Genomic DNA, 25,954 nt, shown 5'->3' with positions numbered 1-25,954 from the left:
CTCAAGCGATTCCTACTCCTTCACCCAGGTACCATCACTTTTAGGTCTCACCCAGGCCTGGGAGAACCAATAATAGCGCCCGCTCGCCTTGCTCGGCGCGGTACAGTTATAGCGCGAACGTCCCGGTGGCAGGTCTGTCACCGCACGTATGCTAAAGGTATCTTCACTTTCCCAGCTCGGCTTCATCGCACCTTGCCCCTGCACGAAGCACATCACCTGACTGGCAAGGATATCTGTCATATCTAGGGTCACCCGCATCTCGGGCCGCCACTGCCCTTGGGGCAGTTGGGTATTGCGCGGGGTGATCGCCAGCACAGGCATATTCAGGCTGTAGAGCTTTGCCTTGAGGGAGGCGAGATCCGCATAGGCACCTGCCACGGGAAAACGCGGTAAGGCGGTAAGCGACGAGTGATCACCAGCGGCGCCCGACTGTTGCCCGAATGCCACGAATCCCAGGCTATCGATCAATGACTCTATGGCCGTGTTATATTCGCCATAGGGGTAGGCTAACATCTTCACGCTCTGGCCAGTTTTCGCCTGTATCTCAGCCTCGGTGGCCAGCAGATTCTCTTTAATCCGGGTCAGCCAGGTCTGCTCATCCTCACCGTGTAGACGGCGGATAAGATGCTCATGGCCCCAGCTGTGATTTGCCAGTGTCACCCCCTCATCGCTTAGACGTTGTAGCGTCGCCCAGCTCATCACATTCTTATGCTTGCGCGCTATGGGGTCGATAGAGATAAAGATGGTGTAGGGATAACCGAACTCCTTCAAGATAGGGTGCGCCGTATCGGCTATATTCTGGTAGCCGTCGTCGAAAGTGATGGCCACCGTCTTGTCCGGCAGCTCTCGTCCCTGCTTAATCGCCTCGACCACCTGGGTTAAGGGATTGACCTTAAAGCCGTTCTCCCTCAGGTAGGTCATCTGCTCTCTGAACTGAGCTGGCGTCACACTGGTTACCTTAGGGGTATCCTCGGATACATGATGATATTGTAGAATCACCACCGCCTGAGCCGAATAACTGAGACAGGCCAATAGCGCTGCAATCACGCTTTTAAACATATTGAATAACCTCTGAGAATCTATGTCGCCACTAAACTTATTGTTAAATAAACAGAAAAACAGCCAGCTGTTCGCGCTCGCCGTTCCTATGATTCTGTCTAACATTACGGTTCCCCTGCTGGGGCTGGTCGATACTGCCGTCGTGGGACATCTGAGTAACGCCTATTATTTAGGGGGAGTCGCCATTGGGTCAACGGTGATCACCCTGATTTTATGGATTCTGGGCTTTCTGCGCATGTCGACCACGGGTCTGGTAGCACAGGCATTCGGTGCCAAGGATATCCAGGCACAATACCGCCTCTTGATACAGTCCGGCAGCCTGGCGCTGCTGCTTGCTCTGCTGGTGCTCGCCCTGCAACAACCGATAATCACTGCGGCGATGGCGCTCTCCGATGCCAGTGAACAGGTGCAGCATTATAGTCAGGCCTATTTTAATATCCGCATCTGGTCTGTGCCATTTGCCCTGATCAACCTAACGCTACTGGGTTGGCTACTGGGGCGCCAGCAGCCGAAGGCCGCCATGTGGCAGCTCATTGCCGCCAACCTCACCAATATTCTATTGGATATCCTGTTCGTCATGGGACTTGGCTGGGGCGTCGAAGGCGCGGCGCTGGCCTCTGTACTGGCCGATATGACAGGCTTCGCCGTGGCTGCCAGTATGGTAATTCGCACCATCAGACAGGAGCGCAATTTCGCATTCATGCCCCTATGTAGAAGCCTGTCACTGGGCTGCTACCAACGCTTAGTGCGCCTCAACCTGGATATCTTTTTTCGTAGCCTCTGCCTGCAACTGGCCTTCGCCTTCATGACCTTTCAGGGGGCAAACCTGGGCGACAATACGGTGGCCGCCAACGCCGTGCTGCTCAACCTCCTGCTGCTGATCTCCTACGCCCTGGATGGCATCGCCTATTATGGCGAGGCCGAGGTTGGCCGAGCCGTGGGGGAAGACAACCGCGAACGCATGAACCAGAGCGTCACCCTGGCCCTGCTCTGGTCAGCCATCTTTGCCCTGCTATTTACCCTGTTTTTCGCCCTATGGGGCGAACAGATCATCAAGCTTCTAACCAACATCCCAGAGGTGCGCCAGGAGGCTGAGGCCTATCTGGCTTGGGTGATCGCCCTGCCGCTACTGGCCTTTGGCTCCTACCTGTTCGACGGCGTCTATATTGGCGCAGCTCAGGGCAAAGCGATGCGCAACACCATGATACTCGCCACCTTCGGAGCCTTCTTCCCCACCTGGTCTCTGTTACAGGACTATGGCAATCACGCCCTGTGGGCCGCCATGAGCCTGTTTATGCTGACCCGCAGCCTCACCCTAACGCTGGACTACCGCTATCGATTGAGTAAGACCCTAACGAAAACGGGATGACCTAAGTCATCCCGCTGCATCTAATCTTCAAGATTACTGGTAAGAATGTTCACCGTGTTGATGTTCGGTGACATCTCGTACCCCGGTGAGCTCGCCAGGGAACATATCCAGCAGCTGCTTCTCGATGCCATCTTTCAGGGTTACATCGACCATAGAGCAACCGTTACAGCCGCCACCAAACTGCAGAATGGCAATGCCTTCCTCATCGATATCCACCAGCATGATGTTACCGCCGTGGCTAGCCAGCTGTGGATTGATCTCAGACTGGATCACATACTCGATACGCTCTTTTAGCGGCGCATCGGCATCGACCTTACGCATCTTGGCATTGGGTGCCTTCAGGGTCAGCTGTGAACCTAGCTGATCGGTCACGAAGTCGATAGAAGCGTCTTCGAGAAACGGTGCACTCTTCTCATCCACCATGGCATGGAAACCATTAAATTCGAGTTCGATGTCGTCTGCCTCTACGGCATCCGGCGGACAGTAAGACACGCCACACTCAGCCGAAGGGGTACCTGGGCTGATAACAAAAACGCGAATATGAGTTCCTTCAGGCTGGTCAGCGAGTAGCTTAACAAAATGCGCCTGAGCTGCATCGGAAATGGTGATCATTAAGACATGCTCCGTCAGGATAAACCCGAGTGTTTTAGTAAGAATTAAGACTATGATACTCCGACTATCATCAGCTTTGTAGCCCCTTTGTCCAATAGTCGCGAGATTTTTGCCTTGGCAGTATGGTCTAAAGTCAGGCCGGAAGCTGGAAACTCATTGGCCTAACTGTTAATTTAGCCTTTATATACAATAATAAAGAGCATTACCATGCTGCGACTCTGCCTTTTGCTGCTTTCTATCGTCTCCTTGCTCGTAAGCTTTGCAACAAATGCCCAAAGCGTGATCTCAGTCTCGTCTGTTTCACAGGCCACCGACAACCTTGCCTCACCCAGCGAATTTCTCGGCTACCCCCTTGGCCAGTGGCATCTGCGCCATGATCAGATCAACTATTACCTCAAGCAGCTCGCCCAAAACAGTCCCAGAGTCAGCCTGGAATCGACTGGACAGAGTCACGAAGCCAGACAGCAGCTCACCGCGGTGATCACCTCCGCCCCCAATCAGGCCAGGCTGGCGCAAATCATCGCGGGACGTCAGCAGGTTAAGACGGGCAAGGCGCCCGATGGCCCGCTGATCATCTGGCTGGCCTATTCCATCCATGGCGACGAGGCCAGTGGCGCCCATGCGGCGCTAGAGGTCGGCTACCGCCTCAGCCAGAGCCAGGAGCCTTGGGTTCAGGATCTGCTCGACAAGGCCGTGGTGTTGATCACTCCGTCGCAAAACCCGGACGGCCTGGACCGTTTCTCTACCTGGACCAACAACTACACAGGCAAGATTAAGGTCAGTGACGAGAATCATAACGAGCACAGACAGAACTGGCCCGCCGGCAGACGTAACCACTATTTCGCCGACCTGAACCGTGATTGGCTGTTCCTGCGCCATCCGGAGTCCCAGGGACGTATCGCCCTGTTCCACAAATGGCAGCCCCATTACCTGGGCGACTTTCACGAGATGGGCCACAACCAGACCTTCTTCTTCCAACCTGGGGTGCCGACACGTACTCATCCCTTGACGCCAAAAGAGAATCAAGAGATCACGGACAAACTCGCCAGCTTCCACGCCAAGGCACTAGATGAGAGCAAACAAGCCTATTTTACCAAGCAGATGTTTGACGACTTCTACTATGGTAAGGGCTCAACTTATCCAGACATCAACGGCGCCGTGGGTATACTGTTTGAACAGGCCAGCGTACGCGGTCAACAACAGGATTCAGAAAACGGTCTGCTGCGTTTTAGCCAGGCCATAGACAACCAGATCGCCACCTCCTTCTCCAGCCTCAAGGGCGCCCTGGCATTGGCCGATGAGCTGAAGCAATATCAGAGTCGCTTCTACCAACGCAGAGATAAGCATCCGCCCTCGGGCCGCGAGGCCGGCTTCCTACTGAGCGCGCAAGGGGATCCCGCCCGGCGCGACGATCTTGCCGAACTATTAAACCGCCACGAGATACAGGTCTTCTATCTCAAGGAAAATATGCAACAGGATCGGCATCAATACCGCCAGGATGACAGCCTGTTCGTCCCCATCAATCAACCGCAGAAGACCTTGCTGCTGGCCCTGTTCGACCTGCGCACCGAGTTTGAAGATGCGACCTTCTACGATGTCTCCAGCTGGAACCTCGTCTTCTCCTACAACCTGCAGATGGCCCGCAACGTCAATCTGAATGTGGACGATCTGCTGACCCAGCCACGCCCTTACTCACCGGCGAGGCTCAGTCCGAATGATGTTGCGGTATTGGTCGATTGGCGACAGCAGAACGCCGCCCCTCTGTTGCAAACCCTGCTCAGCGAGGGTATTCGAGTCAAATTTGCTGCCAAGCCTTTCAGCCTCAAGGTTAAGGGTCATACGCTCAATATGATGCCAGGTACCCTACAAATCCCCCTTACCCAAGCAGTCCTAACACCCAGAGGCTTAGTCGACAGGCTCGAGGCATTGGCCAAGCAATATGACGTAAAACTACAAGGAGTCGACACTGGGCTGGCAAGTTCGGGCATAGACCTCGGCAGCCCTGACTTTCATGATATCGCCCCCATCAAGGCGCTGGTCGTCACGGGCTACGGAACCTCGTCCACCGAGGTGGGTGAGCTATGGTATTTCATGGACAATCTGGTGGGCGCGCCTCTGACCCAGGTTGATGTCAGTCGTCTGCCCAGGATAGATCTGACGCCCTATACCCATGTTTTCTTGGTGGATGGCAGTTATGCCAATCTAGAGGAGAAATATGCCCGTAAGCTTGGTCAATTCGCCATAGAGGGTGGCGTCATCGTCGCGCAGAAGGGCGCGCTGCAATGGCTCTCCAATGGTAACCTGCTCAAGAGCGATATCAGAGAGAAGCGCTATTTCAGTCAGCTTTTCGCCACCGACGGCCTCACCTTTGGCGACAAGGCCAGGTTGGATGCCCGTCAGGCGATCGGCGGTGCCGTTATGGCCCTGGATCTGGACGCCAGCCACCCCATCACCTTCGGCCTCGGCGGCAATCGCCTACCCGTGCTGAAAAATAAGGTGTTTGGACTGAGCAAGACTCAGGCCCCCTTCGTCACGGCCGCCACCTATGCCGACGACCCACTGCTGGATGGCTTTCTCGCCGAGGAGTATCAACGCAGCCTGAGTCAGACCCCGGCCATTATCGTGGAGCGCCACGGCAAGGGAGCTCTGGTCGCTCTGGCCGACAACCTGCTGTTTCGCAACATCTGGCTCGGTTCACAGAAGGTCTATGCCAACAGCCTCTACTTCATCCCGGCTCTGCATTAACCCTTTTTCGACGCGCCGACGTTCATAAGAGTTAAGACTGGTTCAGACAAAAAGGAAAACGAGATGAAGATGACTAAAACTACGGCGGCGTTACTTTTCGCCCTTGGCTTAGCGGCTTGTCAGACGCAGGTGGACAAGGAGCAAGACTCGACAGAGTCCAAGCCACTGTCTATGGCGAACCCAGCCGCCGTCTACTGCGAATCCTTAGACGGCTCGCTCGACCTCGACAGCGGCATCTGTACCCTGCCAAGTGGTGAACGGATAGAGCACTGGACACTATATCGCCGGGATCATCCACAGAAAGAAAACCAATAACAAAAAAGCACCCTAGGGTGCTTTTTTAATGCTTTATGGTCATAAGATGGCGCTAGCCAATAAAGCTGAGATAGCCCTGCAATATGATGGCGTTGACGATGTCGATAAAGAAGGCACCAACAATTGGCACCACCATGAAGGCCTGAGGCGAAGGTCCGGTGCGCGTCACCAAGGCCCCCATGTTCATCACGGCCGTCGGCGTGGCGCCCAAACCGAATCCACAGTGACCACCGGCGATGACGGCGGCGTCATAGTTACCTCCCATCAGCCTAAAGGTGATCCAGTAAGCAAACATCGCCAACACAGCTGTTTGGGCCAGCAAGATGATCAATAGCGGCACCGCCAGGTCGAAGATCTCCCAAAGCTTAAGGTTCATCAGTGCCATGGCCAGGAATAGCGCCAGCGAGACGGTACCCAAGACATCGACACATTCACGGTTGATCTTAAAGCCGCGAGACACCTCTGTGATGTTAGTGATCACCACGCCGAAAAAGAGTGCATAGACAAATTCAGGCATCTTCAACCAGCCGATATCCCAATAGGCCACTAGGGAGGAGAACCATTTGGCACCGGCCACACACAGCAAGAGAATGAAGAGCACCTCCAGGATACTCTTGGCCGTCACCCTATCCTCTTCCAGCTGGTCATAGGTCACCAGATCTGGGTGATCCTTATGGTGATTGCCGCCAACACCATAGGTGGAGAGCAGGCCTTTCTTATTGATCAGCCGCTGAGCTACCGGGCCGCCTATGATGCCGCCCATCACCAGGCCAAAGGTTGCCGCCGCCATCGCCAGCTCTAGGGTCTTGATGCCATACTGTTCCGAGAAGGTCTGCGCCCAGGCCGCCCCAGTGCCGTGGCCACCCGACAGGGTGATCGAACCGGCGATCAGCCCCATCAGCGGCTCCAGCCCTAATGCGGTCGCCATACTGACACCGACGGCATTCTGAATGATAATGTAGAGCGAGGCGATGCCCAGGAAGAGGAACACCTTACTGCCGCCCTTCATCAAGAGTTTGTAACTGGCCGCCAAGCCCACGGTACTGAAGAACATCAGCATCAGGGTATTCTGCATCGACAGGGAGAATTCCAATGAAATCTTGTTGAAATGCAGCAGGGTGATCACCGCCGCCACCAGTAAGCCACCCACTATGGGTTCGGGAATATTATATTTACGGAACGACGCCACATGGCGATTCACCGAATGGCCAATAAAGAGCACTAAAATCGCCACTAGAAATGACTCCAGCTCTCCTACGGTATAAACAGTATTCATGGTTCTCCTTATTAGGCGATAGCCATATCGGCCTATCTTGCCTTGTCATCGGGTCGGCATGATTCAAGCCGCCCAATCATAGCCCGAGCTTGGGTCGCTCACGCCGGACATATCTCCAAAGTGTAGCCCGTCCAAAGGCTCACAAGGAAAAGAGGTCGGCGAAAGCCCCAAAGGGACGAATGAAAATGGATTGAGGAAGGTCTCTACCCTAAGAGACAGATTCTGAGGGTGCTTCGGCCACCTCGGCGAGTCGTTCGCGTTCGGCCTTGGCAATATACTTAGGCTTACCTGAACGATGAAGTTTAGCGTTAGCCTTCTTCGCCTTGGCCTTAAGTGTTTGATTAATTTTCTTCTTTCTGTTCATGGCGGCGATTATAGCCTAAATCGCCGCCTCATGGGGTTATCAGAAAGTTAACAGTACAATTTTAGCGCAATGTAGGATCGCCGATTTGTCGTCGACAACCCTAAAAAAGGACACTGAGTGAAACCTGAATCACGCCTGCAAGGCAAGAGATAACTTGCTTAGAAAGCCTTGGCCGCCTGCGCCTCGATCTCCACCCGCCAATGGGGTTCGAATAGCCCCTGGACAAATATCAGTGTCGTGGGCAGGCCGCCAACATCGAACCTAAGGCGCGACTTGGCGGCCTGATACTGAGGCAGATCGTCCCTGTCGACAAGATAGATTCGTACAGACACTAGGTCCTCCAGCCCCATCTCATTAGCCTGCAACACTAAATATAGATTTTCCCACGCCTGCACTATCTGCCCCTCGGCGTCAGGCGCCAGTTTGCCCTGTCTATCTATGCCAAGCTGGCCTGCGATGTTCAGCCAGCGTGAGGGCTGCGAAACCAGCGCACATTGATGATAGTTGGCTGCGGGGGCTGCTAGGGTATCCGGACTCCACACCTTATTCATCTTCTCTCCTTAATTCGAATTGAGAGAAGTTAGTCTGGCCAACTCGGATGCAGAGAAAAAGAGACGACGCTTAAACTCACTGTTCAGGCTAGCGGTAACAATCTGCCATAAAAAAGCGCAGCCTATGCCGCGCTCTATCACTCAGCCTCAAACGAGGCTTAAGATTTTGTCACCACCCACAGGGCATGCAATATACCTGGGACAAAGAACAACAGGCAGAGAATGATGTTGATCAGCAGGTCCTTACCAACACCACTCTTTAAGAAGACGGCAACAGGTGGCAGCAGGATGGCGATAACAATGAGCAGTAGTTTATTGGTATCCATAGGCAGGCTTCCTTACATTGACTCAATTTCGTTTCGGCCAATCTAACTTCTCAGGCTTACTCCAGGTTTGCAACTGGTTTCTTACACTATCCAGGTTAAATGCCTCACCCCGTTCGGGAATCTGCCTGTAGGCATACTCCCGCCCCTGCCACTCAAAGCCTAAGGCGTAGGCGTGTAGATAACCCCGGTCGGCCTCATCGCCACCATAGAGTCGATCGCCTAGAATCGGTACTCCCAGGCTGGCCAGCGCCACCCTGAGCTGATGCGTCTTGCCACTCAGCGGTTTTAGCAGGTAGAGACGCAGCCCCTCGGCAACAGACTGAGAGAAAAACTGAGTGATCGCCGGATTCTCCTTGCTACGCAGCAGCTTATACATACTGCGGCGGGACTTGGCCATGTCACCCACTATGCTACCCTGCTTCTTCTTCGGCTTGCCCTTGGCCAGCGCCACATAGTACTTCTGCACCTTGTGCTCGCTAAAGCGCTGGGTAAAGGCTGCCGCCGCCTCGCTCGACTTGGCAAACAGCAGCAGGCCAGATGTCATGGTATCCAGGCGATGCACCGAATAGAGCTTGATATCGAGATCCCGCTCGAGCTGCGCCATCACCCCGGCACTACCGTCCTGGCTATGAAAATGAACACCCGGCGCCTTATCGATCACCAAGAAGTCTGCTTCATCGGCAATGATCTTATACATGGATTGTCGGCCCTATGAAAAACGTATGCTCACCTGCAGCCCAGGCTGGTTGTCGGAGAGCTCGATGCGGGCATTATGACGCTGCAGGATCGCCTTGACCAGCGAAAGTCCTAATCCAGTGCCCTTGTTGTGACGGCTCGGGTCCAGACGCACCAGGCGATCGAACACCTTCTCGGTGGCATCATCTGGAATCCCCGGCCCGTTATCGCGGATCAGTATTTCATTGTCTTGCTGGATTATCTCTATCTTGGCGCCCTCGCCGGAATACTTGATGGCGTTGTCCACCAGGTTAAACAGCGCCTGGAACAGCAGGTATTTGTCCCCCATCACACTATAGTCTTGATCCAGCGACAGGCTGAGAGTCTGGCCGTTGGACTCCGCCATCGCCTCCGCCATCTCGAACAAGTCCTGACACAGATCCCTCAGGCTCAGGGGTTGTAGCTCGAGATCCTGTTGCCCCTCCTCGATGCGGGTGAGGGATAGCATGGCATCGAAGGTCGCCAGGCAATGATCCAGCTCCTCGATCAGAATAGCGCTTGCCTCGTCCAGCTCCTCGGCGGGCCGCTGCGGCAACTGCTCCAGGCCTATCCTCAGATGAGACAGCGGCGTCCTGAGATCGTGGGCAATATTGTCTGTGGCACCTCGCACCGCATGCAGGTTGGCCTCCAGGGTATCCAGCACCTGGTTAAAGTTGCCCGCCAGCATGTCAAACTCATCCTGGCGCCAACTCACCGGCAGGCGGGTGGAATACTCGCCTCGCTCGATGCGGCGACTCAGGCGGTTGTACTGCACCAGGCGGCGCAGAATCGCCTTGGAAAACAGGTAGCCCAAAGCCAGGGTCAGCACGATAGTCAACATCAGCGCCGTGATGGCCGCGTTGACGAAGCGCTCGATCAGGGTCGCCAGCTGATCGGTTCGGGTCGCGATCAGCACTGGGCCGTAACGTGTGATCACCAAACCGCCGGTTAAGATATGCAGCTTATCCGGCCCGCTGGTGAGAATAGGAAAGTCACGCGTCTCCGGCAGCAGCGGCATGTCATCCGGCATCAGGCTTAGCGCCCCCACCAGATCCAGCGAGCTACGCCACACCACCAGGGCCGTCTTGGGGTCGGCGGTGCGGATCTGGGTGGCAAAGCTGCGTCTGTCCAAGGTGAGCGCCATCTGCTGATAGCGCAGCTTCTCTGCCGCCAGGTGTTGATTGGTCTGCAGCTCCTGCTCATTGATCAGCTGACGATACATGCCAAACAACAGGGTACCGATAATCAGGGTCACCAGGGCAGAGAAGATGATAGTAATGCGCCAGGCACTACTCTGATAGGGTCTAATGCCCTTGACGGAGGCGATAGCCAGCCCCTCGAACCGTTTCGATCAGCTCGCCAAAGCCCAACTCTTCAAACTTACGTCTTAGCTTGGCGATATGCACGTCGATCACATTGGTGCGAGGATCGAAATGATAATCCCACACTGCCTCAAATAAGAGGGTGCGGCTGATCACCTGATTCGGGTGCTCCATCAAGTACTTGAGCAGTTGAAACTCTTTGGGTTGCAGCATGATCTCACTGCCCGCCAGGGTGACCTTGCGGGTCAGCAGTTCCATCACCAAATCCCCCACCTTAAGCTCTGTCTGTGCAGGCGCAGAATTGCCACGCTGCATCAGCTTCTCGGCGCGCACCAGGAGTTCGGAGAAGGCAAAGGGCTTGGTCATATAGTCGTCGCCACCGGCCCTGAGGCCCTTAACCCGCTCATCCACATGGCTAAGTGCCGACAGGATAAGTACAGGCGTCTGGTTGCCGGTCGCGCGTAGCGCCGCCAGCAACTTGAGGCCGTCTAGCTGAGGCAACATACGATCCAGTATCACCAGGTCATACTGCATACTGGTGGCCAGCAACAAGCCCTGATGACCATCGCTAGCCGTCTCGATATTGTGTCCCTGTTCGGCAAACCCCTTGACCACATACTCTGTGGTGGTCGCATCATCTTCTACCAGTAATATTTTCATCTGTTAATTCCACTTCAACAGGGGCAAAGGCCGCTGATTTTCGATATCGAAGGCTATGCTATGTTTGCCGTTGGCATCGATAAGCTTGAGTTCCAAGTAGCTGATGCCCAGATCGTGATCCAGCTGCGCCTCGAGAATATGGGCGTTGCTGTCACCCATGGCCAGCTTGAGCAGTTGCGAGAAGCTCTGCTCCATCTCTCTAAGCAGGCGCACCGCCTTAAGTTCATCCTTATCGTCCGCCTCTAGGGCCTCCACCTTCTGACGAATGAGTCGGCCATCTTTTGCCCAAAACTCAAATTCGTTAATGGTGTCTTCCTTGATGTTGATCATGCTGATCTCATAGATCAACTGACCATTTTCCACATCGATCTGAAACTCGGATATCACCCCAGGATAGGTCTTCTCCGCCTGCTGGATCATCTTCTGTGGAGTCAGGCTTTGGCTATCCGATAGCAACTCAAGCACTGCCGGATTGGCCTGGGCCGCATTCGCCCCCGCCAGCCCAGACAACAGCATTAAACTGATAAACCAACGAGCCATAGCTCCTCCATTAAATTCTTCAATATCGGTATCTTACACGCAAAAAATCCCAGTACCAATGGGATAGACGAGGGGCTTAAGGCTTTCAAGATTAAATTTAGTTTAAACTCATTTGGTCCATTTCACCCATGCCAGCGCGTTAGTCTCGACTCATTCCGCCTGATCGACCAACTCTATGCTGTCGATCTCTATCTCGATACCGCGCCATTCATCGTCCACCTCGCCCCTCAGGGTCACGGTAGTGTCACTGGAGACCTCTATGTCGCGCCAAAGGGCGTTGTCTATCTCCACTTCGACTTCGCCGCTACTGTCGCGAAACAGGTATTTCTCGTCGCCCAGGCTCTTGATCAGCTTACCTGTCAGTTCCACCTGAGTGTCATCTTTGGCGTCATGGGCATCGCTGGCATGCTGAATCACGCCACCCACCTTGGGGCCATTATAGGCGGCGAAGGCTGGCAGTGTGAGTATGCAAGAAAGAATTAGGGTACCGGTGAGTTTTTTCTGCATCATGTGTCTCCTCGAGTCTCAATTCCTAAGGATAGATGACGGCAAATATCGAGGAGATGGAAGGCGTATTAAGGATTGATCATATTCTATTCAGCGACGCTGCAACCTAGTCATTTTCGAGGATATGGATCAGCTCAGACTTGAGTGCCACCTCTGTCTCTACCCCAGGCGCCAACCCCATCTTCTGGGCGAAATGCAGCGGCACCTCCGCATTGAGGTGATGCTTCACCCCCTTGATACTGGCGAGGATACGCATGGTCTCCCCCATGCTGAGACAGGACTCTATGGTGATGCTGAGCTTGTTGAAACTGCGGCACAGGCGTCCCTTGGTGATGGAGTTAAACCTCACCCCCTGATTGGGGATCACCCAGCGCACCTTGGCGCCAATGGCCAGGTGCTCGCAGTAGTTACCGGCAATCAGATGCTCGCCAAACCTGAGCCAAGTGATCTGCCGCTCCGCCTCCTGTGCTACCACATGGGCGTCGAACAGGTTTCTCAGCCCCATCTGCTTGGCGACCGCCTCGTTGCGCGGACGGCTCAACACCTCCCGCGGACTGCCCTGCTGCAGCAGGGTGCCCTGACTGATGAGGATCATGCGATCGGCCAGCAGCAACGCCTCGTTAAGATCGTGGGTCACCATGATCACTGGGATCGCCAGCTGCTCCTTGAGCCGGGCCAGCTCCAGATAGAGACGCTCGCGGGTCTCCCTGTCGACGGCGGAGAAAGGCTCATCCAGCAGCAGGACTCTTGGCTCACGGGCTAGGGCCCTTGCCAGGGCCACCCGCTGACGCTGACCACCGGACAAGTTGGCTGGCAGGCGATCCGGCAGGCCGTGAAGATTCACCCGCTCGAGCCAGTCTTTGGCCCGTGCGACACGCTCTGCCTTAGGAATATGATCCAGCGCCGCCACCACGTTGGCCAGCGCCGTCATGTTAGGAAACAGGCCAAAATGCTGCGGTACATAGCCAAGGTGGCGTTGCTGAGGCGTAAGATAACGGCCGCTCTCGCTGCTGAACCAGACGCTGTCACCATAGCGAATCTCGCCCGACTCAGGCTTGGTCAGGCCGGCGATCATCCGCATCAGGGTCGACTTACCGCCGCCCGAGGGGCCAACAACCGCCAGCAATTCGCCTGCCTTGCAGACGAATTCGGCGTCCAGGGCGATGCCCTCTTGCTGGAAGATCTTACAACTGAGATCAGCGACGTCTTGAGACACTCACGCCTCCTATTCGACGAGACAGGCTCGTGGTGAGCGCCAGCGCGGTAATGGCAAACAGCAGGAGCAGCAGTGACATCTGCCCAGCTGCGGCGAAATCGAACGCCTGCACACTGTCATAGATGGAGATGGCGATCGTCTTGGTCTCGCCGGCAATATTGCCGCCCATCATCAGCACCACACCAAACTCGCCCAACACATGGGAGAAACAGAGCACCAACGCGGTCAGCACACCGGGCCACACCAGGGGCAGCTCTATCTTAAACAACACCTTGGCCGGGCTCATGCCGCAGCAGGCACCGGCGTCGCGTACCTCTTCGGGCACTGACTCGAAGGCGCGCTGTATCGGCTGTATGGCAAAGGGAATATTGACCAGCACTGAGGCCACCACCAGGCCCGAGAAATGGAATACCAGCTGCTGGCCCAGCAGGGCTTCTAACGTCTGGCCCAGCCAGGATTGGCTACCCAGCCCCACCAGCAGGTAGTAGCCGATCACCGTCGGCGGCAATACCAGAGGCACCATGATCAGCGCCTCCAGCCAGGACTTGCCTCTAAACTGACGGTACGCCAGAAAGCGGCCGGCCCAGATGGCAAAGGGGATCAACACCAGCACGGTGACACAGCTTAACTTGATCGAAAGCAGCAGCGCCTGCCAATCCATCAGTGAGCTCCGGCCGGCTTGTTAGCAGCATCAACGACTTCATTGCCCTGGCTGTCACCTGGCAGGCCGAAGCCAAACTCGAGGAATACCGCCCTCGCCTTTGCCTGTGTGAGGTAGGTATAGAAGGCCTTGGCGGTCTCCCCCGCCTTAGGCGTGAGCACCATGCGCTGATTCATGGGCGAATGCCACTCACTCGGTAGCGCCACATAGTGGCTGGCGGCGCGAAACTGAGGCGCCATCGCCAGCGACAGGGCGACGATGCCGCCATCGGTGGAACCGCTCAGGGCAAACTGCGCCGCCTGAGACACATTCTCGCCGTAGATGAGATAAGGCTGCAGAGGTTGCCAGAGTCCCAGATGTTGCAGCGCCTCCCGGGCGCGCTCGCCATAGGGGGCGTGATCTGGGTTGGCGATGGCAAAACGCTTCAATTCACCCAGCTCAAGCAAGCTCTTCACGCCGACAAGCTCGGCATCTAGGCTCAAAGGCGATCGCTTGGGCGCCGCCAGCGCCAGACGCCCTATGGCGTAGATCTCACCGTCGCTCTGAGTTACACCAAGCTTATGTAATTGATAGATATATTTGTCGTCTGCTGACAGGAACAACTCAAACGGCGCGCCATGACGCAGCTGCGCCACGAAGTTGCCCGAGGAGCCATAGGAGATGCGCACCCGCTTGCCCGTATCCTTGGTAAAGTCGGCGGCGATCTTATCCAGGGCAAACTTGATGTTGGAGGCGGCGGCGATGGCCGGCACCTCGGCCGCCCAGCTTGGGGTTACGCCCAAAAGCAGCATGCTGGCTAAGACAAAACCTCTGAGTAAATCCATTTCAACCCTCATCACCCGGGTGCTCGTCCCGGCTTACTGCTTGTCCCACATCTTGGCGGCCTGTTCGTCGGCGTCTTTGGCCTCGACCCAGTTCTTGCCCTGCTCGCCCGCCTCTAACTTCCAGAATGGCGCCTTGGTCTTGAGGAAATCGATCAGGAATTCACAGGCTGCAAACGCCGCCTTGCGGTGGGCACTGGTGACACCGATAAAGACGATCTGCTCACCCAGGGCCATGGTGCCGACTCGGTGAATAATGGTCACGTGAGTTAATGGCCACCGCTCTCTGGCCTCGGCTGCGATCTGATTCAGCACCGCCTCAGTCATGCCCGGATAGTGTTCCAGGGTCAGGTCGGTGACTGCGCTGCCGTCGTTGAAGTCGCGCACCTTGCCCACGAAGGTGACCACGGCGCCGTCGCTGTCATCCGCCGCGATTCTGGCATATTCTTCCGGAGCGCTAAAGTCTTGGGTCTGCACCAATACCCGGTCGTTCGCTTGGCTCATCTTAACCTCCGGTAACTGGCGGGAAGAAGGCGACCTCATCGCCATCTTCAACCTGGGTATCCCAGCTGCTGATGGTCTGGTTAACCGCCACCAGTAGCTTGTCTGAAGCCAACACCTTGCCCCACTTGTCATCTTTGGCCGCCAGCAACGCACGCAGGCCTTCGGCTGTAGTGGTCTGCTCGCTTGCCTCGACTTTTATGGTGCTCTCACCTAATAGTTCGCGCACCTGGGCGAAAAACAGCACATTTATCATAATCTTTACCCTAAATACTTGTCGCTTAAACCTTAAAGTGTCCCGACTTGCCGCCACGCTTCTCCAGCAGGCGAGTCTGGGAGATCACCATATCTTTCTGCACCGCCTTGCACATGTCATAGATGGTCAGCGCCGCCACCGAGGCCGCGGTGAGCGCCTCCATCTCGACACCTGTTTTACCCGACAGCTTACACAGGCTGGTGATACGCACGCGGTTGTGTGCGGGCTGAGCCTCGAGATCCACCTCGACCTTGGTCAGCATCAGGGGGTGGCATAAGGGGATCAGATCAGAGGTCTTCTTCGCCGCCTGGATCCCCGCGATGCGGGCCGTGGCAAATACGTCGCCCTTATGGTGGCTGCCGCTCATGATCATCTCCAGCGTCTCGGGCGCCATCTCGATGAAGGCTTCGGCGCGGGCCTCGCGCTCGGTAACCGACTTCTCGGTGACATCCACCATGTGGGCATTGCCGTCGGCATTAATATGGGTAAATTCACTACTCATCGATTGCTACCTTCTTCACGTGCATCACAAAGTTACAGGGTCTGTGAGTGGCATCCAGTTGTTCTCTTAAGATCTTGTTCCAGCCCGTCTTGCAGGCACCGGTTGACCCCGGCAGACAGAAGATGGCTGTCTTGTTTGCAAAGCCGCCCAAGGCGCGGGACTGCACCGTCGAGGTGCCCAGTTCTGTGTAGGTGATATGGCGGAACAGCTCGCCAAAGCCTTCAATCTCGCGATCAAATAGCGGTCTGACCGCCTGGGGCGTATTGTCGCGCTCGGTAAAGCCGGTACCGCCGGTGGTGATGATCACCTGCACATCATTAGATGCTATCCACTGAGACAATACCGAACGTATCTGATACTTGTCATCTTTAATCAGTCGGCGTTCGGCCAGCTTGTGCCCGGCCTCCAGCAAGGCATCTTGTAAAAACTGTCCCGAGGTGTCCTGGCTCAGATCCCGGGAGTCGGACAGGGTTAATACCGCGATATTGAGCGGTTCAAATTGAGTTCTCGTGCAATGACCCATAACGTCTCTCTTGGTGTTGTTAGCGGTTAACTGGTGCGTCTACAGGAATATGAGCAGAGTATACCCAGGCGACCAACGCAAGATATTGCGCTAGCGCAAACCCAGCTAGCCGCCAATGGAGGCCAGATGCTGCGTCACGCCTGTGATACCATCGTGGAGGAAGTGGGTTTCCTTCTTCGCCCTCAACTGGCCGTGGAGCCTCTCGATCAACTCACCACGCTGCTCACGGGATTGCAAGAGATCCCGCAAGTCGACACCGTGTTCGGTGAAGAGGCACAGATGCAGTTTCCCCTTGGCGGAGACCCGCAGGCGGTTACAGCTGGCGCAGAAGTTCTTCTCATAGGGCATGATAAGCCCTATGCGTCCCTTGAAGTCGCCATGGCTGAAGTTTTGCGCCGGGCCATCGTCGACCGCCGACTGATCCAACTGCCAGCCATCCTGGAGCAATTGCGACTTGATGTCGGCACCCGCCAGATGGTGGGCCTTAAAGTAATCACGCCCCAGTCCGGTTTCCATCAGCTCGATGAAACGCAGATCGATTGGTGTGTGCTTGATCCAGTGCAGGAAGCGCGGCAAGTCTTTGTCGTTTAAGCCCTTAAGCAACACGGCATTGATCTTCACCCGCTCGAAACCCGCCTCGAGGGCGGCATCGACGCCGCGCATCACCTCGTCGAACTTATTCTCACCGGTGATCTGATAAAACATGCGTGGATCCAGGCTGTCCACCGAGACGTTGATGCGTCTCAGGCCGGCATCGAACCACTCTTTGGCATGTTTCTCGAGACGATAGCCGTTGGTGGTAGTCGCCAGCGTCTTGATCTTGCCGTTGTCGGCGACGATACGCACGATATCGGTAAAATCTTTACGCAGCGTGGGCTCGCCACCTGTAATGCGGATCTTTTGGGTGCCAACCTCGGCAAAGGCGCCCACCAGATTTTCGATCTCATTGAGATCTAAAAACTTAGGCTTACCCTCGGGGCGATAACCATCTGGGAGGCAGTAAGTGCATTTGAAGTTACAGACATCGGTTACCGACATCCGTAAATAGTGAAATCTTCGACCAAAATTGTCTTGTAGTTGGGACATGATCACCTTTCCAAGTAAGGGGAGGTGAGTCAATTTCTTTCCTCACCCCGGTGGCACTATTGCCACGGCTTAATCTCCCTATCTTTGGACGTAGGAGAGAAAGCTCGGAGAACCGTCGTTTCTCAATTATAGGCCGATATAGACCGGCTTTTATAGCAGAAACTTCCCGTTTTTTGTCTGAGATCAATCGGGCGTTAACATAATGTGACACCGCTCACGAAGATAAATACTATCAATTAGTCTATCCTGACTGCTTAAACTCTGTGCCATTTCGCCATTTTAGGGTAAGGTGGATGCAAAGAATAAAACACCCGTTTCAATCGGGGGAAAGCTATAAAGAGGTGAAGTGATGGAACGCGAATCGATGGAGTTCGACGTCGTTATCGTTGGCGCAGGCCCTGCTGGCCTGGCTACCGCATGTCGACTAATGCAAATCTCTCAAGACTCTGGCCAGGAGCTCAGTGTCTGTGTGGTCGAGAAAGGCTCGGAAGTGGGCGCGCATATACTTTCGGGTGCCGTGTTCGAACCTAAGGTGCTTGGCGAGCTATTTAGCGACTGGAAAGAGCAAGGTGCACCGCTACACACGGCCGTTACCCATGACGAGCTGTTTATGCTCGGCTCTGACTCGGCCTCACGGGCCATGCCCAATGCCCTTATCCCTAAGACGATGCACAACGATGGCAACTATATCATCAGCGTCGGCAACCTGGCCCGTTGGTTGGCCGAGCGCGCCGAGGAGCTAGGTGTCGAGATCTTCCCGGGCTTCCCCGCCAGTGAGCTACTGTTTAACCAAGATGGCAGCGTCAAGGGAATCATCATAGGCGACATGGGCGTCGGTGCCGATGGCCAGCCCAAAGACAGCTATGAACCCGGCATGGAGCTACACGCCAAGTACACAGTATTTAGCGAAGGCTGCCGTGGCCACCTGGGCAAGCAGCTTATCGAGAAGTTCCACCTGGATAACGGCAAGACGCCGCAGCACTACGGCCTGGGCTTCAAGGAGATCTGGAAAGTCCCCGCCGAACAGCACGAACAGGGCAAGGTGGTCCACACGGGTGGCTGGCCACTGACAGACGGCGCCTCCGGTGGCGGCTTCCTCTATCATATGGAAGACAACCAGATCGCCGTGGGCCTAATCATAGATCTCAACTATCAGAACCCACACCTGAGCCCCTTCGATGAGTTCCAGCGCTACAAGACACATCCTGTGATCAGCCAGTACCTCAAGGGCGGCGAACGACTCTGTTATGGTGCCCGCGCCATCACCAAGGGCGGTCTCAACTCCCTGCCTAAGATGAGCTTCCCTGGCGGACTCATCATAGGCTGTGATGCAGGTACCCTGAACTTCGCTAAGATCAAGGGCACCCACACGGCGATGAAGAGCGGCATGATCGCGGCCGAAACCATCAGCCACGCCCTGCATGCGGGCGTAGAGGGCGGCAAAGATCTCGACTGCTACCAGGAGAAGTTCGAACAGAGCTGGTTGCAGGATGAGCTCTACTGCTCACGCAACTTCGGTCCGGCGATGCACAAGTTCGGGGCCTACCTTGGTGGTGCCTTCAACTATATCGACCAGAACTGGTTCGGCGGCAAGTTCCCTATCACCTTGCGGGATGAGAAGGCCGACTATGCCCAGATGGCCGAGGTCAACGCCTACAGCAAGATAGATTACCCTAAGCCAGACGGTAAGCTCAGTTTCGACAAGCTCTCCTCCGTCTACCTGTCGAACACCTTCCACGAGGAAGATCAGCTGTGTCACCTGCGTCTCAAAGATGAGCGCATCCCTATCGAGGTGAATCTGGCCAAGTTCGACGAACCGGCACAGCGTTACTGCCCTGCCGGTGTGTATGAGGTGGTGGAAGAGGCCGGCGAGAAGAAGTTTGTCATCAATGGCCAGAACTGTATCCACTGTAAGACCTGTGACATCAAAGATCCGAGTCAAAACATCACCTGGGTCACCCCAGAGGGCGGCGGCGGACCTAACTACCCCAACATGTAAGCCCAGCCTGACGGCTTAGCAAACAGACAGATTCAAACGCGCCTCAGGGCGCGTTTTTACTTGCGCTTAACATCCAAGATCACCATAATGGCGCCATACCTACAAGCGTTAGCAAGACGCACTAAATGATCCCAAAGGATCATCCTGCCCTCAAAAAAGTTCAATGGTTTAGCGTGTTTAGAAAACAGCGACTAACCTTAATTATCAAGTATTCATACATCCGAGGCACGCTCGGACCGAGTAGATGCGAGTCATAAACGATGAAACTAAACATGCTCACCATCAAGCAGAAGATCTTACTCACGGTTACCGTCGCGGTATTGCTGTCGACCGTGCTCGTAGGCGTCTTGAGTCAACGTAGCGCCAAGGAAGTCGTCGAGCAGCGCATGCTCACCTCCGAGCTGCCCAACACCTTGCAGGCGATCCGCAACAAGGTGGAGATGGATATCGCCACCCTGATGAACGCCGCCGAGCAGCTGGCCAGCAGCAAGATGCTCAAGCAGTGGCTGGTGGATGGCCGCCCGCCCGAGACAGAGCCTCTGGTGATCGCCCAGCTCAAGGATGTGCAACAGCAATATAAGCTGGTACAGGCCTCCTATGCCGACAGACAAACCGCCGCCTACTACACCCAGGATGGCTTTCTGCGGATCCTCACCCCAGATCAGGACGGCTGGTTCTTCAACTATAAAAACAGCGGCACAGAGCGCATGCTCAACGTGTTCACCGAGGCCAATAGCGAGGTGAAGCTCTTCATCAACTACCAACAGCCCAACGACCGAGGCTTGGTGGGGCTGGCCAAGTCGCTGGACGACATGGTGCGCCTGCTGAAATCCTTCAAGATCGAAGACACAGGCTTCGTCTACCTGGTAGATGCCAAGGGTAATGTTAAGTTGCACTCGGACACCAGTCAGATAGGCAAGGCCAGCCTGAGTTCGCTCTATGGCAGTGACGTGACCAGAGAGCTACTCAACAAGGGCGACTTTGGCCTGACGCAGACGGAGCTCGACGGCGAGACCCTGCTGGTCGCCAGCAGCTATATTCCTTCCATGGACTGGTATCTGGTGGCTCAGGTGCCTAGGGCCGAGGTGTTTGCCCTGTTGGAAGAGTCGGCCTATCAGATCCTCATCTGGACTGTGCTGATCGCCGCCGCCTTCATCGGCCTCTCCACCTTCGTATCCGCCTCGGTCAGTCAGCCCATCGCCAAGGTGGCCGACATGTTGCAGGACATAGGTCAGGGTGAAGGGGATCTACGCCAACGCCTGCCGGTGGAGGGTAACGACGAGCTGGCACAGCTGGCCAAGGGCTTCAACAGCTTTATCCAGAAGATCCAGCACTCCATCATAGAGGTGACAGACACCAGCGTTCAGCTGAGTCATGCCGCCAAGGATGTGGCCAATCAGGCCCAGCAGACCCAGGACGACAGCCAGCTGCAGAAAGATCAGACCATGATGGTGGTGACCGCCATCAACGAGATGGGCGCAACCGTGCACGAGATCGCCGGTAACGCCGCCCAGGCTGCCGACAACGCCAAGGACGCCGACAATGCCTCCAACAGCGGTCAGGTTGTAGTCACCCGAGCCCGCGACACCATCAATCAACTATCACAGGATGTGGAACAGGTAGGCAATGTAATCGAGTCTCTGGCCACCCACACCACCTCCATCGGCAGCATCTTGGATGTGATCCGCGCCGTGTCGGATCAGACCAACCTGTTGGCCCTTAACGCCGCCATCGAAGCTGCCCGCGCCGGAGAGGCTGGCAGAGGCTTCGCCGTGGTCGCCGAGGAGGTACGTAACCTGGCCTCACGTACCGCCGCGTCGACCGACGAGGTACAGAAGATGATCGACAACCTACAGAGCGAGGCGGCCCGCGCCGTCGAGGCGATGACCCAGAGTAAGAGCCGCAGCCAGGAAGGGGTACAGGCGGTCGATGAGGCCAGCCAAAGCCTGACGGAGATCAGCCAGCAGATCGGCGCCATCACTGACATGAACATCCAGGTCGCAGCGGCCACCGAGGAGCAATCTACTGTGGTGGAAGATATCAACCGCAACGTCACGGAGATCAGCGAGATCACCCAGCGTACCAGCGAAACTTCCCAGGCGGTGGCCCAGGCCAGTCAGTCACTCAACCAGCTGGCCCACAGGCTAGACACCCTGGTCGCCGGCTTTAAGGTCTAGCCAGTGCAAGATCTCAGCTAGACTCAGCCACAAAAAAGCCCGCAATCGCGGGCTTTTTATTTTGCCTAACACATATCAAGCCTTAAGAAACTTAATCGTCAGCGGATACTGGTAACTAATGCCCTCACTGGCCTTCATGGCGGCTATGATGGTGACCACGATATCGAAAACTGCAAGCACACCCAACAGGATAAAGCCGATACCGACAAACATGAGGATCATGCTGATGATGGCGTATACCATCACGCTTATCTTGAAGTTCAGGCAGTTACGGCCACAGCTGTCGACGAAAGCGATCTCTTCACGCTTCATCAGCCAGACAATCAGGGGCCCCAGGATGGAACCGAAGGGGATCAGATAGCCCGAAAAACTGGCCAGATGCACCGCCAGGCCCATGTTTCTATCGTCGCGGGACAGTTGTTCAAAATCAGACACGAATTACGCTCCTTGATGATTCATTCTTTATTCTAAGCAGAGTTATGGACGATTAGGCCCAAATAAACGCATTTCCCAAGGCTCAATCTTGCGACTTTCCAGACGGCGCTGCAAGCTATTTACCCAAGACTGGGCCAGCCCCTCACAAGTAGCCAGACGATCATAGGCGCTGGCATCATAGGTGGGCGAGAAATAGATCCCCATCGCCTCACGCAGGCTAATGTCGCTGCGGCGCTCTACAAGTCTGATATCGTCTTCCAGCCTGATTTCACCCGGCGTCACCACCCGATAGAACCAGCCACACAGGCCACTGGTCTGCATGGCGAGGGCAAACTCGGGATGGTCGAACTGGTGGTTAAGCTTGAAGCAGGGAGAGCGCGGTTGAGTCACCTGCAGCAGCACCTCACCTATGGCGATGATGTCGCCTATATTTACCTGAGTCTCATCCAGCCCAACGGTACTGATGTTCTCGCCCATGGCGGGCACATCCTTGAATCCCTGCATCATGTCCCAGCGACGATACTGACCATAATGCTCGCGAGGAAAATGGTGCAGTACCCGGTCGGCACCACCGTGATGTTTGGGGTCCGCCTGGCCGTCCCCCTCGACACCCAGTTCACCCACCACCAGGCGGCCGCACGCCCGCTTGGCATCGATCATGCTGGGTACTCCCTCGAAAGCCTTGGCCTTATCGCCACGATACAGGCCCGAAATCTTGCTTACCAAAAGCGTCATATCCTTCACTCCCCTGACTACTGCCTACTCGTCTCGCTCACTGACAAAGGCGAGACAATTCAATACAAACTCCCTCTGTCGCCCCGGGGATCGCCCCTGCACAATAGCGGCCTAGTTCTCCTTCGGAAAGATATCATGAAAACAACCCCATTGGCCGTCTTCATACTGAGTTTCATACTCCTGCTGAGCGGCTGCGCCACCTCTTACGACACAGAAAAATCCTTCTGGAGCTTTGGTGAAGGCTTCGACGTGGTACAGATAGCCGACGATAGCTGGCAGATCAGCTTCGTCGGTAACGACATGACAGATCGCGCCCTGGCCCGCAAATATGTTCTGCGCAAGTCCGCCGAGATAGTCCAGGCCCATGGCTACCCCTACTTTGCCCTCACCACAGAGCAGAACCACCGCGACGCGGTCGGCAATGACACTCTGGGCTTTGGCCACGACGACTGGGGCTATGGCCTGGGCAAGGTGGAAAATGAGACCTCGGTGATCGTCGAAGTTACCGGCCTGCAGGATAAAGAATCACTGCAGACGACCAAGGTGTATGACGCCGCCTACCTTATCGATCACCTCACATGGTAGGCTCCGCCCTCAAAAAGAGTGTGAACTCGTCCCTGTTGGAGCTGGATAAATAATGTTAGATTTATCAACATCCCCCCACGACGACTCACTCGACATGAGCATCAAAGTTGTACTCGTTGAAGATGATGAAAAGATCAGCCAGCTGCTGTCCTCTTATCTGGCCATGCAGCAGATAGAGACTGTCTGTGTCCACGACGGCGCCGATGCCGTCGCCACCATACTGGCCGAGCAGCCAGATCTGGTCATCTTAGATCTCATGTTGCCCAATCTGGACGGCTTCAGCATCTGCCGTCAGCTGCAACCCGTCTTCGATGGCAAGATACTGTTCCTCACCGCCAGCGAAGACGACATGGATCAGGTGGCGGCACTGGAGATGGGCGCCGACGACTTTATCATCAAGCCGATACAGCCCAGGGTTCTGCTGGCACGTATCCGCATGCTGATGCGCCGGGCCAAGGTGTCTGCCCCCCAGGAGCAGCACCACCTCAGCTTCGGCGAGCTTGAGCTCAATCAGCAGCGCAAGCAGTGTCTGTTGGCGGGGGAAGAGGTCAGCCTGACCACCAGCGAGTTCGACCTGCTCTGGCTGCTGGCCGCCCATGCCGACGAGATCCTCACCCGGGAATATCTGGTTAAGCAGATCCGTGGCATAGAGTACGACGGCATCGACCGTACCATAGACAACAAGATAGTGGTGCTGCGCAAGAAGCTGGGCGACAACCCCGCCCTGCCCCGGCGCATCATCACCGTCAGGGCCAGGGGCTATCTGTTTGTCCCCGACCGTTGGTGATCTTCTGTGACGCGTCTGTTTATCCTCATCTATAGCACGGCCCTGGCGATCTTCTTTATTGCGGTGATCGCCATGGACCAGTTTGAGCTCTTCTCCACCGACTCACTGGACGCCACCTCGCTGGCCAACGAGATCACCGCCACCCGCAAATTAGTAGACAAGATAGGCGAAACTCAAGGAGCGCAGGCGGCAGAGCAGGCACTGCAAGGCTTTACCAAGGATATCCACCTGGCACTGACCCGCTATGAAGTCGCGGATGACACCCTGAGTGAGGCGATCAAACAGGGGGTTAAAGACTACGGGCTCTACATAGAAGATGTGGACGAGAATCAGGCCTACTTCAGCCTGGCGAGCGACCCAGAGGTTGTCTATGGCATCATCAACGACCCAGACTCCCCCTTTATCAACACCATTAACCGCAAGGAGTGGTTTGTCTTCGTCGAGTTGTGTGCCGCACTGGCGCTTATCAGCATCATGGTACTGTTTGTGATCTCCCGGCGACTGGCGCGACTGGAGAAGACCTGTATCGCCTTCGCCTATGGCGATTTCAGCGCCCGCGCCTCCACCAGCAGCCTTCACAGCGTGGGTCAGCTTAACCTGTCGTTCAACATCATGGCCGATCGCATCTCTCAGCTGATCCAGAGCCACAAGAACCTCACCAACGCCATCGCCCACGAGTCGCGCACCCCCATCTTCCGCATCCAGTGCAATCTGGACATGCTGGACGACTCGGGCGTACGCCCCGAGCAGATGCAATATCTTGAAGGAATTCAGGAAGATCTCAACGAGCTGGGCGGCATGATTGAGGAGCTGTTGCAGTTTGCCAAGCTAGAAAGGCCAGATGCCCATCTCAGCCTGACACCAACCAACCTCTATCCGCTGTTAGCCAGCCAGCTGGAACACCTGCAGTTTGAGACGCAAAAACGCCTGCAACTTGAGGGCGACGACAGCCTGATGGCCCCCATCGCCAACCATCTGCTGCTGCGGGCCACCAGCAACATCATACGCAACGGCTACAAGTACGCCCAAAGCTGCGTCATCGTGACCCTTTGCAGCGACGAAACCAGCGTGCTTATCGAGATAGCCAACGACGGCCCGCCCATTCCCCAGGACTATTGGCAATCTATCTTCGAACCCTTCGTGCGTCTGGACAAGGCCAGAGACAGGCAGAGTGGCGGCCACGGCCTTGGACTGGCCATCGCCAAGCAGATAGTGCGTCAGCATCAGGGCGAGCTAACCTTAGGCGACAGCGAGCTGGGCGGCCCCTGCTTTACCCTGCGCCTGCCCAAGGCCGAATGACCCCACTTCAC

The 25,954-nt window shown here is 55.7% G+C and carries 29 protein-coding genes and 1 riboswitch; of the genes, 8 read left to right on the top strand and 21 right to left on the bottom strand.

The window, feature by feature from the left end; all coding sequences use genetic code 11:
- Positions 1-12 precede the first annotated feature (12 nt).
- Positions 13-1,059, bottom strand: a complete 1,047-nt coding sequence (locus GNT65_RS09915; RefSeq protein ID WP_160795738.1) for a polysaccharide deacetylase family protein — start codon at positions 1,057-1,059, stop codon at positions 13-15.
- A gap of 22 nt (positions 1,060-1,081) precedes the next feature.
- Here GNT65_RS09915 and GNT65_RS09910 point away from each other — a divergent pair, with 22 nt between their 5' ends.
- Complete coding sequence (locus GNT65_RS09910; protein ID WP_160795736.1) at positions 1,082-2,428, top strand: MATE family efflux transporter; 1,347 nt, start codon at positions 1,082-1,084, stop codon at positions 2,426-2,428.
- Positions 2,429-2,461: 33 nt separating this feature from the next.
- Here GNT65_RS09910 and nfuA read toward each other — a convergent pair whose 3' ends face one another.
- A complete protein-coding gene (gene nfuA, locus GNT65_RS09905; protein WP_160795734.1) occupies positions 2,462-3,040 on the bottom strand; it encodes a Fe-S biogenesis protein NfuA in 579 nt (192 codons plus the stop codon).
- 207 nt (positions 3,041-3,247) lie between these two features.
- On the opposite strand from nfuA, the gene GNT65_RS09900 reads away from it, so the two are divergent.
- Together GNT65_RS09900 and GNT65_RS09895 are read left to right on the top strand one after the other, a co-directional pair.
- Positions 3,248-5,785 carry a M14 family zinc carboxypeptidase gene (locus tag GNT65_RS09900; RefSeq protein ID WP_160795732.1) on the top strand — a complete coding sequence of 846 codons (2,538 nt, stop codon included), beginning with the start codon at positions 3,248-3,250 and terminating at the stop codon, positions 5,783-5,785.
- A 63-nt stretch (positions 5,786-5,848) separates the two neighbouring features.
- Complete coding sequence (locus tag GNT65_RS09895) at positions 5,849-6,100, top strand: putative hemolysin (protein WP_219822463.1); 252 nt, start codon at positions 5,849-5,851, stop codon at positions 6,098-6,100.
- Between the two features lie 52 nt (positions 6,101-6,152).
- Here GNT65_RS09895 and gltS read toward each other — a convergent pair whose 3' ends face one another.
- The 17 genes from gltS to moaA form a co-directional block, all read right to left on the bottom strand.
- A complete protein-coding gene (gltS, locus tag GNT65_RS09890; protein WP_160795731.1) occupies positions 6,153-7,376 on the bottom strand; it encodes a sodium/glutamate symporter in 1,224 nt (407 codons plus the stop codon).
- A 208-nt stretch (positions 7,377-7,584) separates the two neighbouring features.
- On the bottom strand, positions 7,585-7,740 hold the full coding sequence (locus tag GNT65_RS09885) for a DUF2986 domain-containing protein (protein WP_160795730.1): 156 nt from the start codon (positions 7,738-7,740) through the stop codon (positions 7,585-7,587).
- Positions 7,741-7,898: 158 nt separating this feature from the next.
- Complete coding sequence (locus tag GNT65_RS09880; RefSeq protein ID WP_160795728.1) at positions 7,899-8,291, bottom strand: RidA family protein; 393 nt, start codon at positions 8,289-8,291, stop codon at positions 7,899-7,901.
- A gap of 158 nt (positions 8,292-8,449) precedes the next feature.
- Complete coding sequence (locus GNT65_RS09875) at positions 8,450-8,617, bottom strand: YqaE/Pmp3 family membrane protein (RefSeq protein WP_160795726.1); 168 nt, start codon at positions 8,615-8,617, stop codon at positions 8,450-8,452.
- Between the two features lie 22 nt (positions 8,618-8,639).
- Positions 8,640-9,314, bottom strand: a complete 675-nt coding sequence (locus GNT65_RS09870) for a TIGR01621 family pseudouridine synthase (RefSeq protein ID WP_160795724.1) — start codon at positions 9,312-9,314, stop codon at positions 8,640-8,642.
- A gap of 12 nt (positions 9,315-9,326) precedes the next feature.
- Positions 9,327-10,586 (bottom strand): sensor histidine kinase, encoded by a 1,260-nt coding sequence (locus GNT65_RS09865; RefSeq protein WP_338091770.1) that lies wholly within the window; start codon positions 10,584-10,586, stop codon positions 9,327-9,329.
- 49 nt (positions 10,587-10,635) lie between these two features.
- Positions 10,636-11,313 (bottom strand): response regulator transcription factor, encoded by a 678-nt coding sequence (locus GNT65_RS09860; RefSeq protein ID WP_160795722.1) that lies wholly within the window; start codon positions 11,311-11,313, stop codon positions 10,636-10,638.
- Between the two features lie 3 nt (positions 11,314-11,316).
- A complete protein-coding gene (locus tag GNT65_RS09855; RefSeq protein WP_160795720.1) occupies positions 11,317-11,853 on the bottom strand; it encodes a PepSY domain-containing protein in 537 nt (178 codons plus the stop codon).
- A gap of 150 nt (positions 11,854-12,003) precedes the next feature.
- Positions 12,004-12,363, bottom strand: coding sequence for a NirD/YgiW/YdeI family stress tolerance protein (locus GNT65_RS09850; RefSeq protein WP_160795718.1), 360 nt, complete (start codon positions 12,361-12,363; stop codon positions 12,004-12,006).
- A 103-nt stretch (positions 12,364-12,466) separates the two neighbouring features.
- Positions 12,467-13,576, bottom strand: a complete 1,110-nt coding sequence (locus GNT65_RS09845) for an ATP-binding cassette domain-containing protein (RefSeq protein ID WP_160795716.1) — start codon at positions 13,574-13,576, stop codon at positions 12,467-12,469.
- Entirely contained in the window at positions 13,557-14,237 is a 681-nt protein-coding gene (modB, locus tag GNT65_RS09840) for a molybdate ABC transporter permease subunit (protein ID WP_160795714.1), read from the bottom strand. The genes GNT65_RS09845 and modB overlap by 20 nt, the downstream gene beginning before the upstream one ends.
- Positions 14,237-15,061, bottom strand: coding sequence for a molybdate ABC transporter substrate-binding protein (gene modA / locus GNT65_RS09835; RefSeq protein ID WP_160795712.1), 825 nt, complete (start codon positions 15,059-15,061; stop codon positions 14,237-14,239). Before modA ends, modB begins: the two co-directional genes overlap by 1 nt.
- Before the next feature lie 33 nt (positions 15,062-15,094).
- Positions 15,095-15,562, bottom strand: a complete 468-nt coding sequence (moaE, locus tag GNT65_RS09830; protein WP_160795710.1) for a molybdopterin synthase catalytic subunit MoaE — start codon at positions 15,560-15,562, stop codon at positions 15,095-15,097.
- Position 15,563: 1 nt separating this feature from the next.
- Positions 15,564-15,815, bottom strand: coding sequence for a molybdopterin synthase sulfur carrier subunit (gene moaD, locus GNT65_RS09825; RefSeq protein ID WP_160795708.1), 252 nt, complete (start codon positions 15,813-15,815; stop codon positions 15,564-15,566).
- Between the two features lie 25 nt (positions 15,816-15,840).
- Complete coding sequence (moaC, locus tag GNT65_RS09820) at positions 15,841-16,317, bottom strand: cyclic pyranopterin monophosphate synthase MoaC (protein ID WP_160795706.1); 477 nt, start codon at positions 16,315-16,317, stop codon at positions 15,841-15,843.
- Positions 16,310-16,840 carry a molybdenum cofactor biosynthesis protein B gene (gene moaB, locus GNT65_RS09815; RefSeq protein WP_144202400.1) on the bottom strand — a complete coding sequence of 177 codons (531 nt, stop codon included), beginning with the start codon at positions 16,838-16,840 and terminating at the stop codon, positions 16,310-16,312. The genes moaC and moaB overlap by 8 nt, the downstream gene beginning before the upstream one ends.
- Before the next feature lie 105 nt (positions 16,841-16,945).
- Positions 16,946-17,926, bottom strand: coding sequence for a GTP 3',8-cyclase MoaA (gene moaA / locus GNT65_RS09810; RefSeq protein WP_160795704.1), 981 nt, complete (start codon positions 17,924-17,926; stop codon positions 16,946-16,948).
- A riboswitch (molybdenum cofactor riboswitch) is annotated at positions 17,914-18,048 on the bottom strand. Its footprint overlaps the gene before it by 13 nt.
- Before the next feature lie 227 nt (positions 18,049-18,275).
- Here moaA and GNT65_RS09805 point away from each other — a divergent pair.
- Positions 18,276-19,925, top strand: coding sequence for an electron transfer flavoprotein-ubiquinone oxidoreductase (locus GNT65_RS09805; protein WP_160795702.1), 1,650 nt, complete (start codon positions 18,276-18,278; stop codon positions 19,923-19,925).
- Between the two features lie 260 nt (positions 19,926-20,185).
- Positions 20,186-22,102, top strand: a complete 1,917-nt coding sequence (locus GNT65_RS09800) for a methyl-accepting chemotaxis protein (protein WP_160795700.1) — start codon at positions 20,186-20,188, stop codon at positions 22,100-22,102.
- Positions 22,103-22,177: 75 nt separating this feature from the next.
- On the opposite strand, the gene GNT65_RS09795 is transcribed toward GNT65_RS09800, so the two are convergent.
- A complete protein-coding gene (locus GNT65_RS09795) occupies positions 22,178-22,498 on the bottom strand; it encodes a DUF4870 domain-containing protein (protein ID WP_160795810.1) in 321 nt (106 codons plus the stop codon).
- An 81-nt stretch (positions 22,499-22,579) separates the two neighbouring features.
- On the bottom strand, positions 22,580-23,272 hold the full coding sequence (locus GNT65_RS09790; protein WP_160795698.1) for an MOSC domain-containing protein: 693 nt from the start codon (positions 23,270-23,272) through the stop codon (positions 22,580-22,582).
- A gap of 135 nt (positions 23,273-23,407) precedes the next feature.
- Between GNT65_RS09790 and GNT65_RS09785 the strand changes: the two genes are divergently transcribed.
- Genes GNT65_RS09785 through GNT65_RS09775 form a run of 3 tightly spaced genes read left to right on the top strand, consistent with a single transcriptional unit; the run spans position 23,408 to position 25,943 of the window.
- The gene (locus tag GNT65_RS09785) at positions 23,408-23,857 is read left to right on the top strand and encodes a CC0125/CC1285 family lipoprotein (protein WP_160795696.1); all 450 of its coding nucleotides are present in this window, start codon (positions 23,408-23,410) and stop codon (positions 23,855-23,857) included.
- Positions 23,858-23,909: 52 nt separating this feature from the next.
- Entirely contained in the window at positions 23,910-24,644 is a 735-nt protein-coding gene (locus GNT65_RS09780; protein ID WP_160795694.1) for a response regulator, read from the top strand.
- A gap of 6 nt (positions 24,645-24,650) precedes the next feature.
- Positions 24,651-25,943 (top strand): ATP-binding protein, encoded by a 1,293-nt coding sequence (locus GNT65_RS09775; RefSeq protein WP_160795692.1) that lies wholly within the window; start codon positions 24,651-24,653, stop codon positions 25,941-25,943.
- The last annotated feature ends 11 nt before the right edge of the window (positions 25,944-25,954 follow it).

This window comes from Shewanella insulae, assembly GCF_009831655.1.
GTDB classification, from domain to species: domain Bacteria; phylum Pseudomonadota; class Gammaproteobacteria; order Enterobacterales; family Shewanellaceae; genus Shewanella; species Shewanella insulae.
This window is presented reverse-complemented; position numbering and strand designations above follow the sequence as displayed.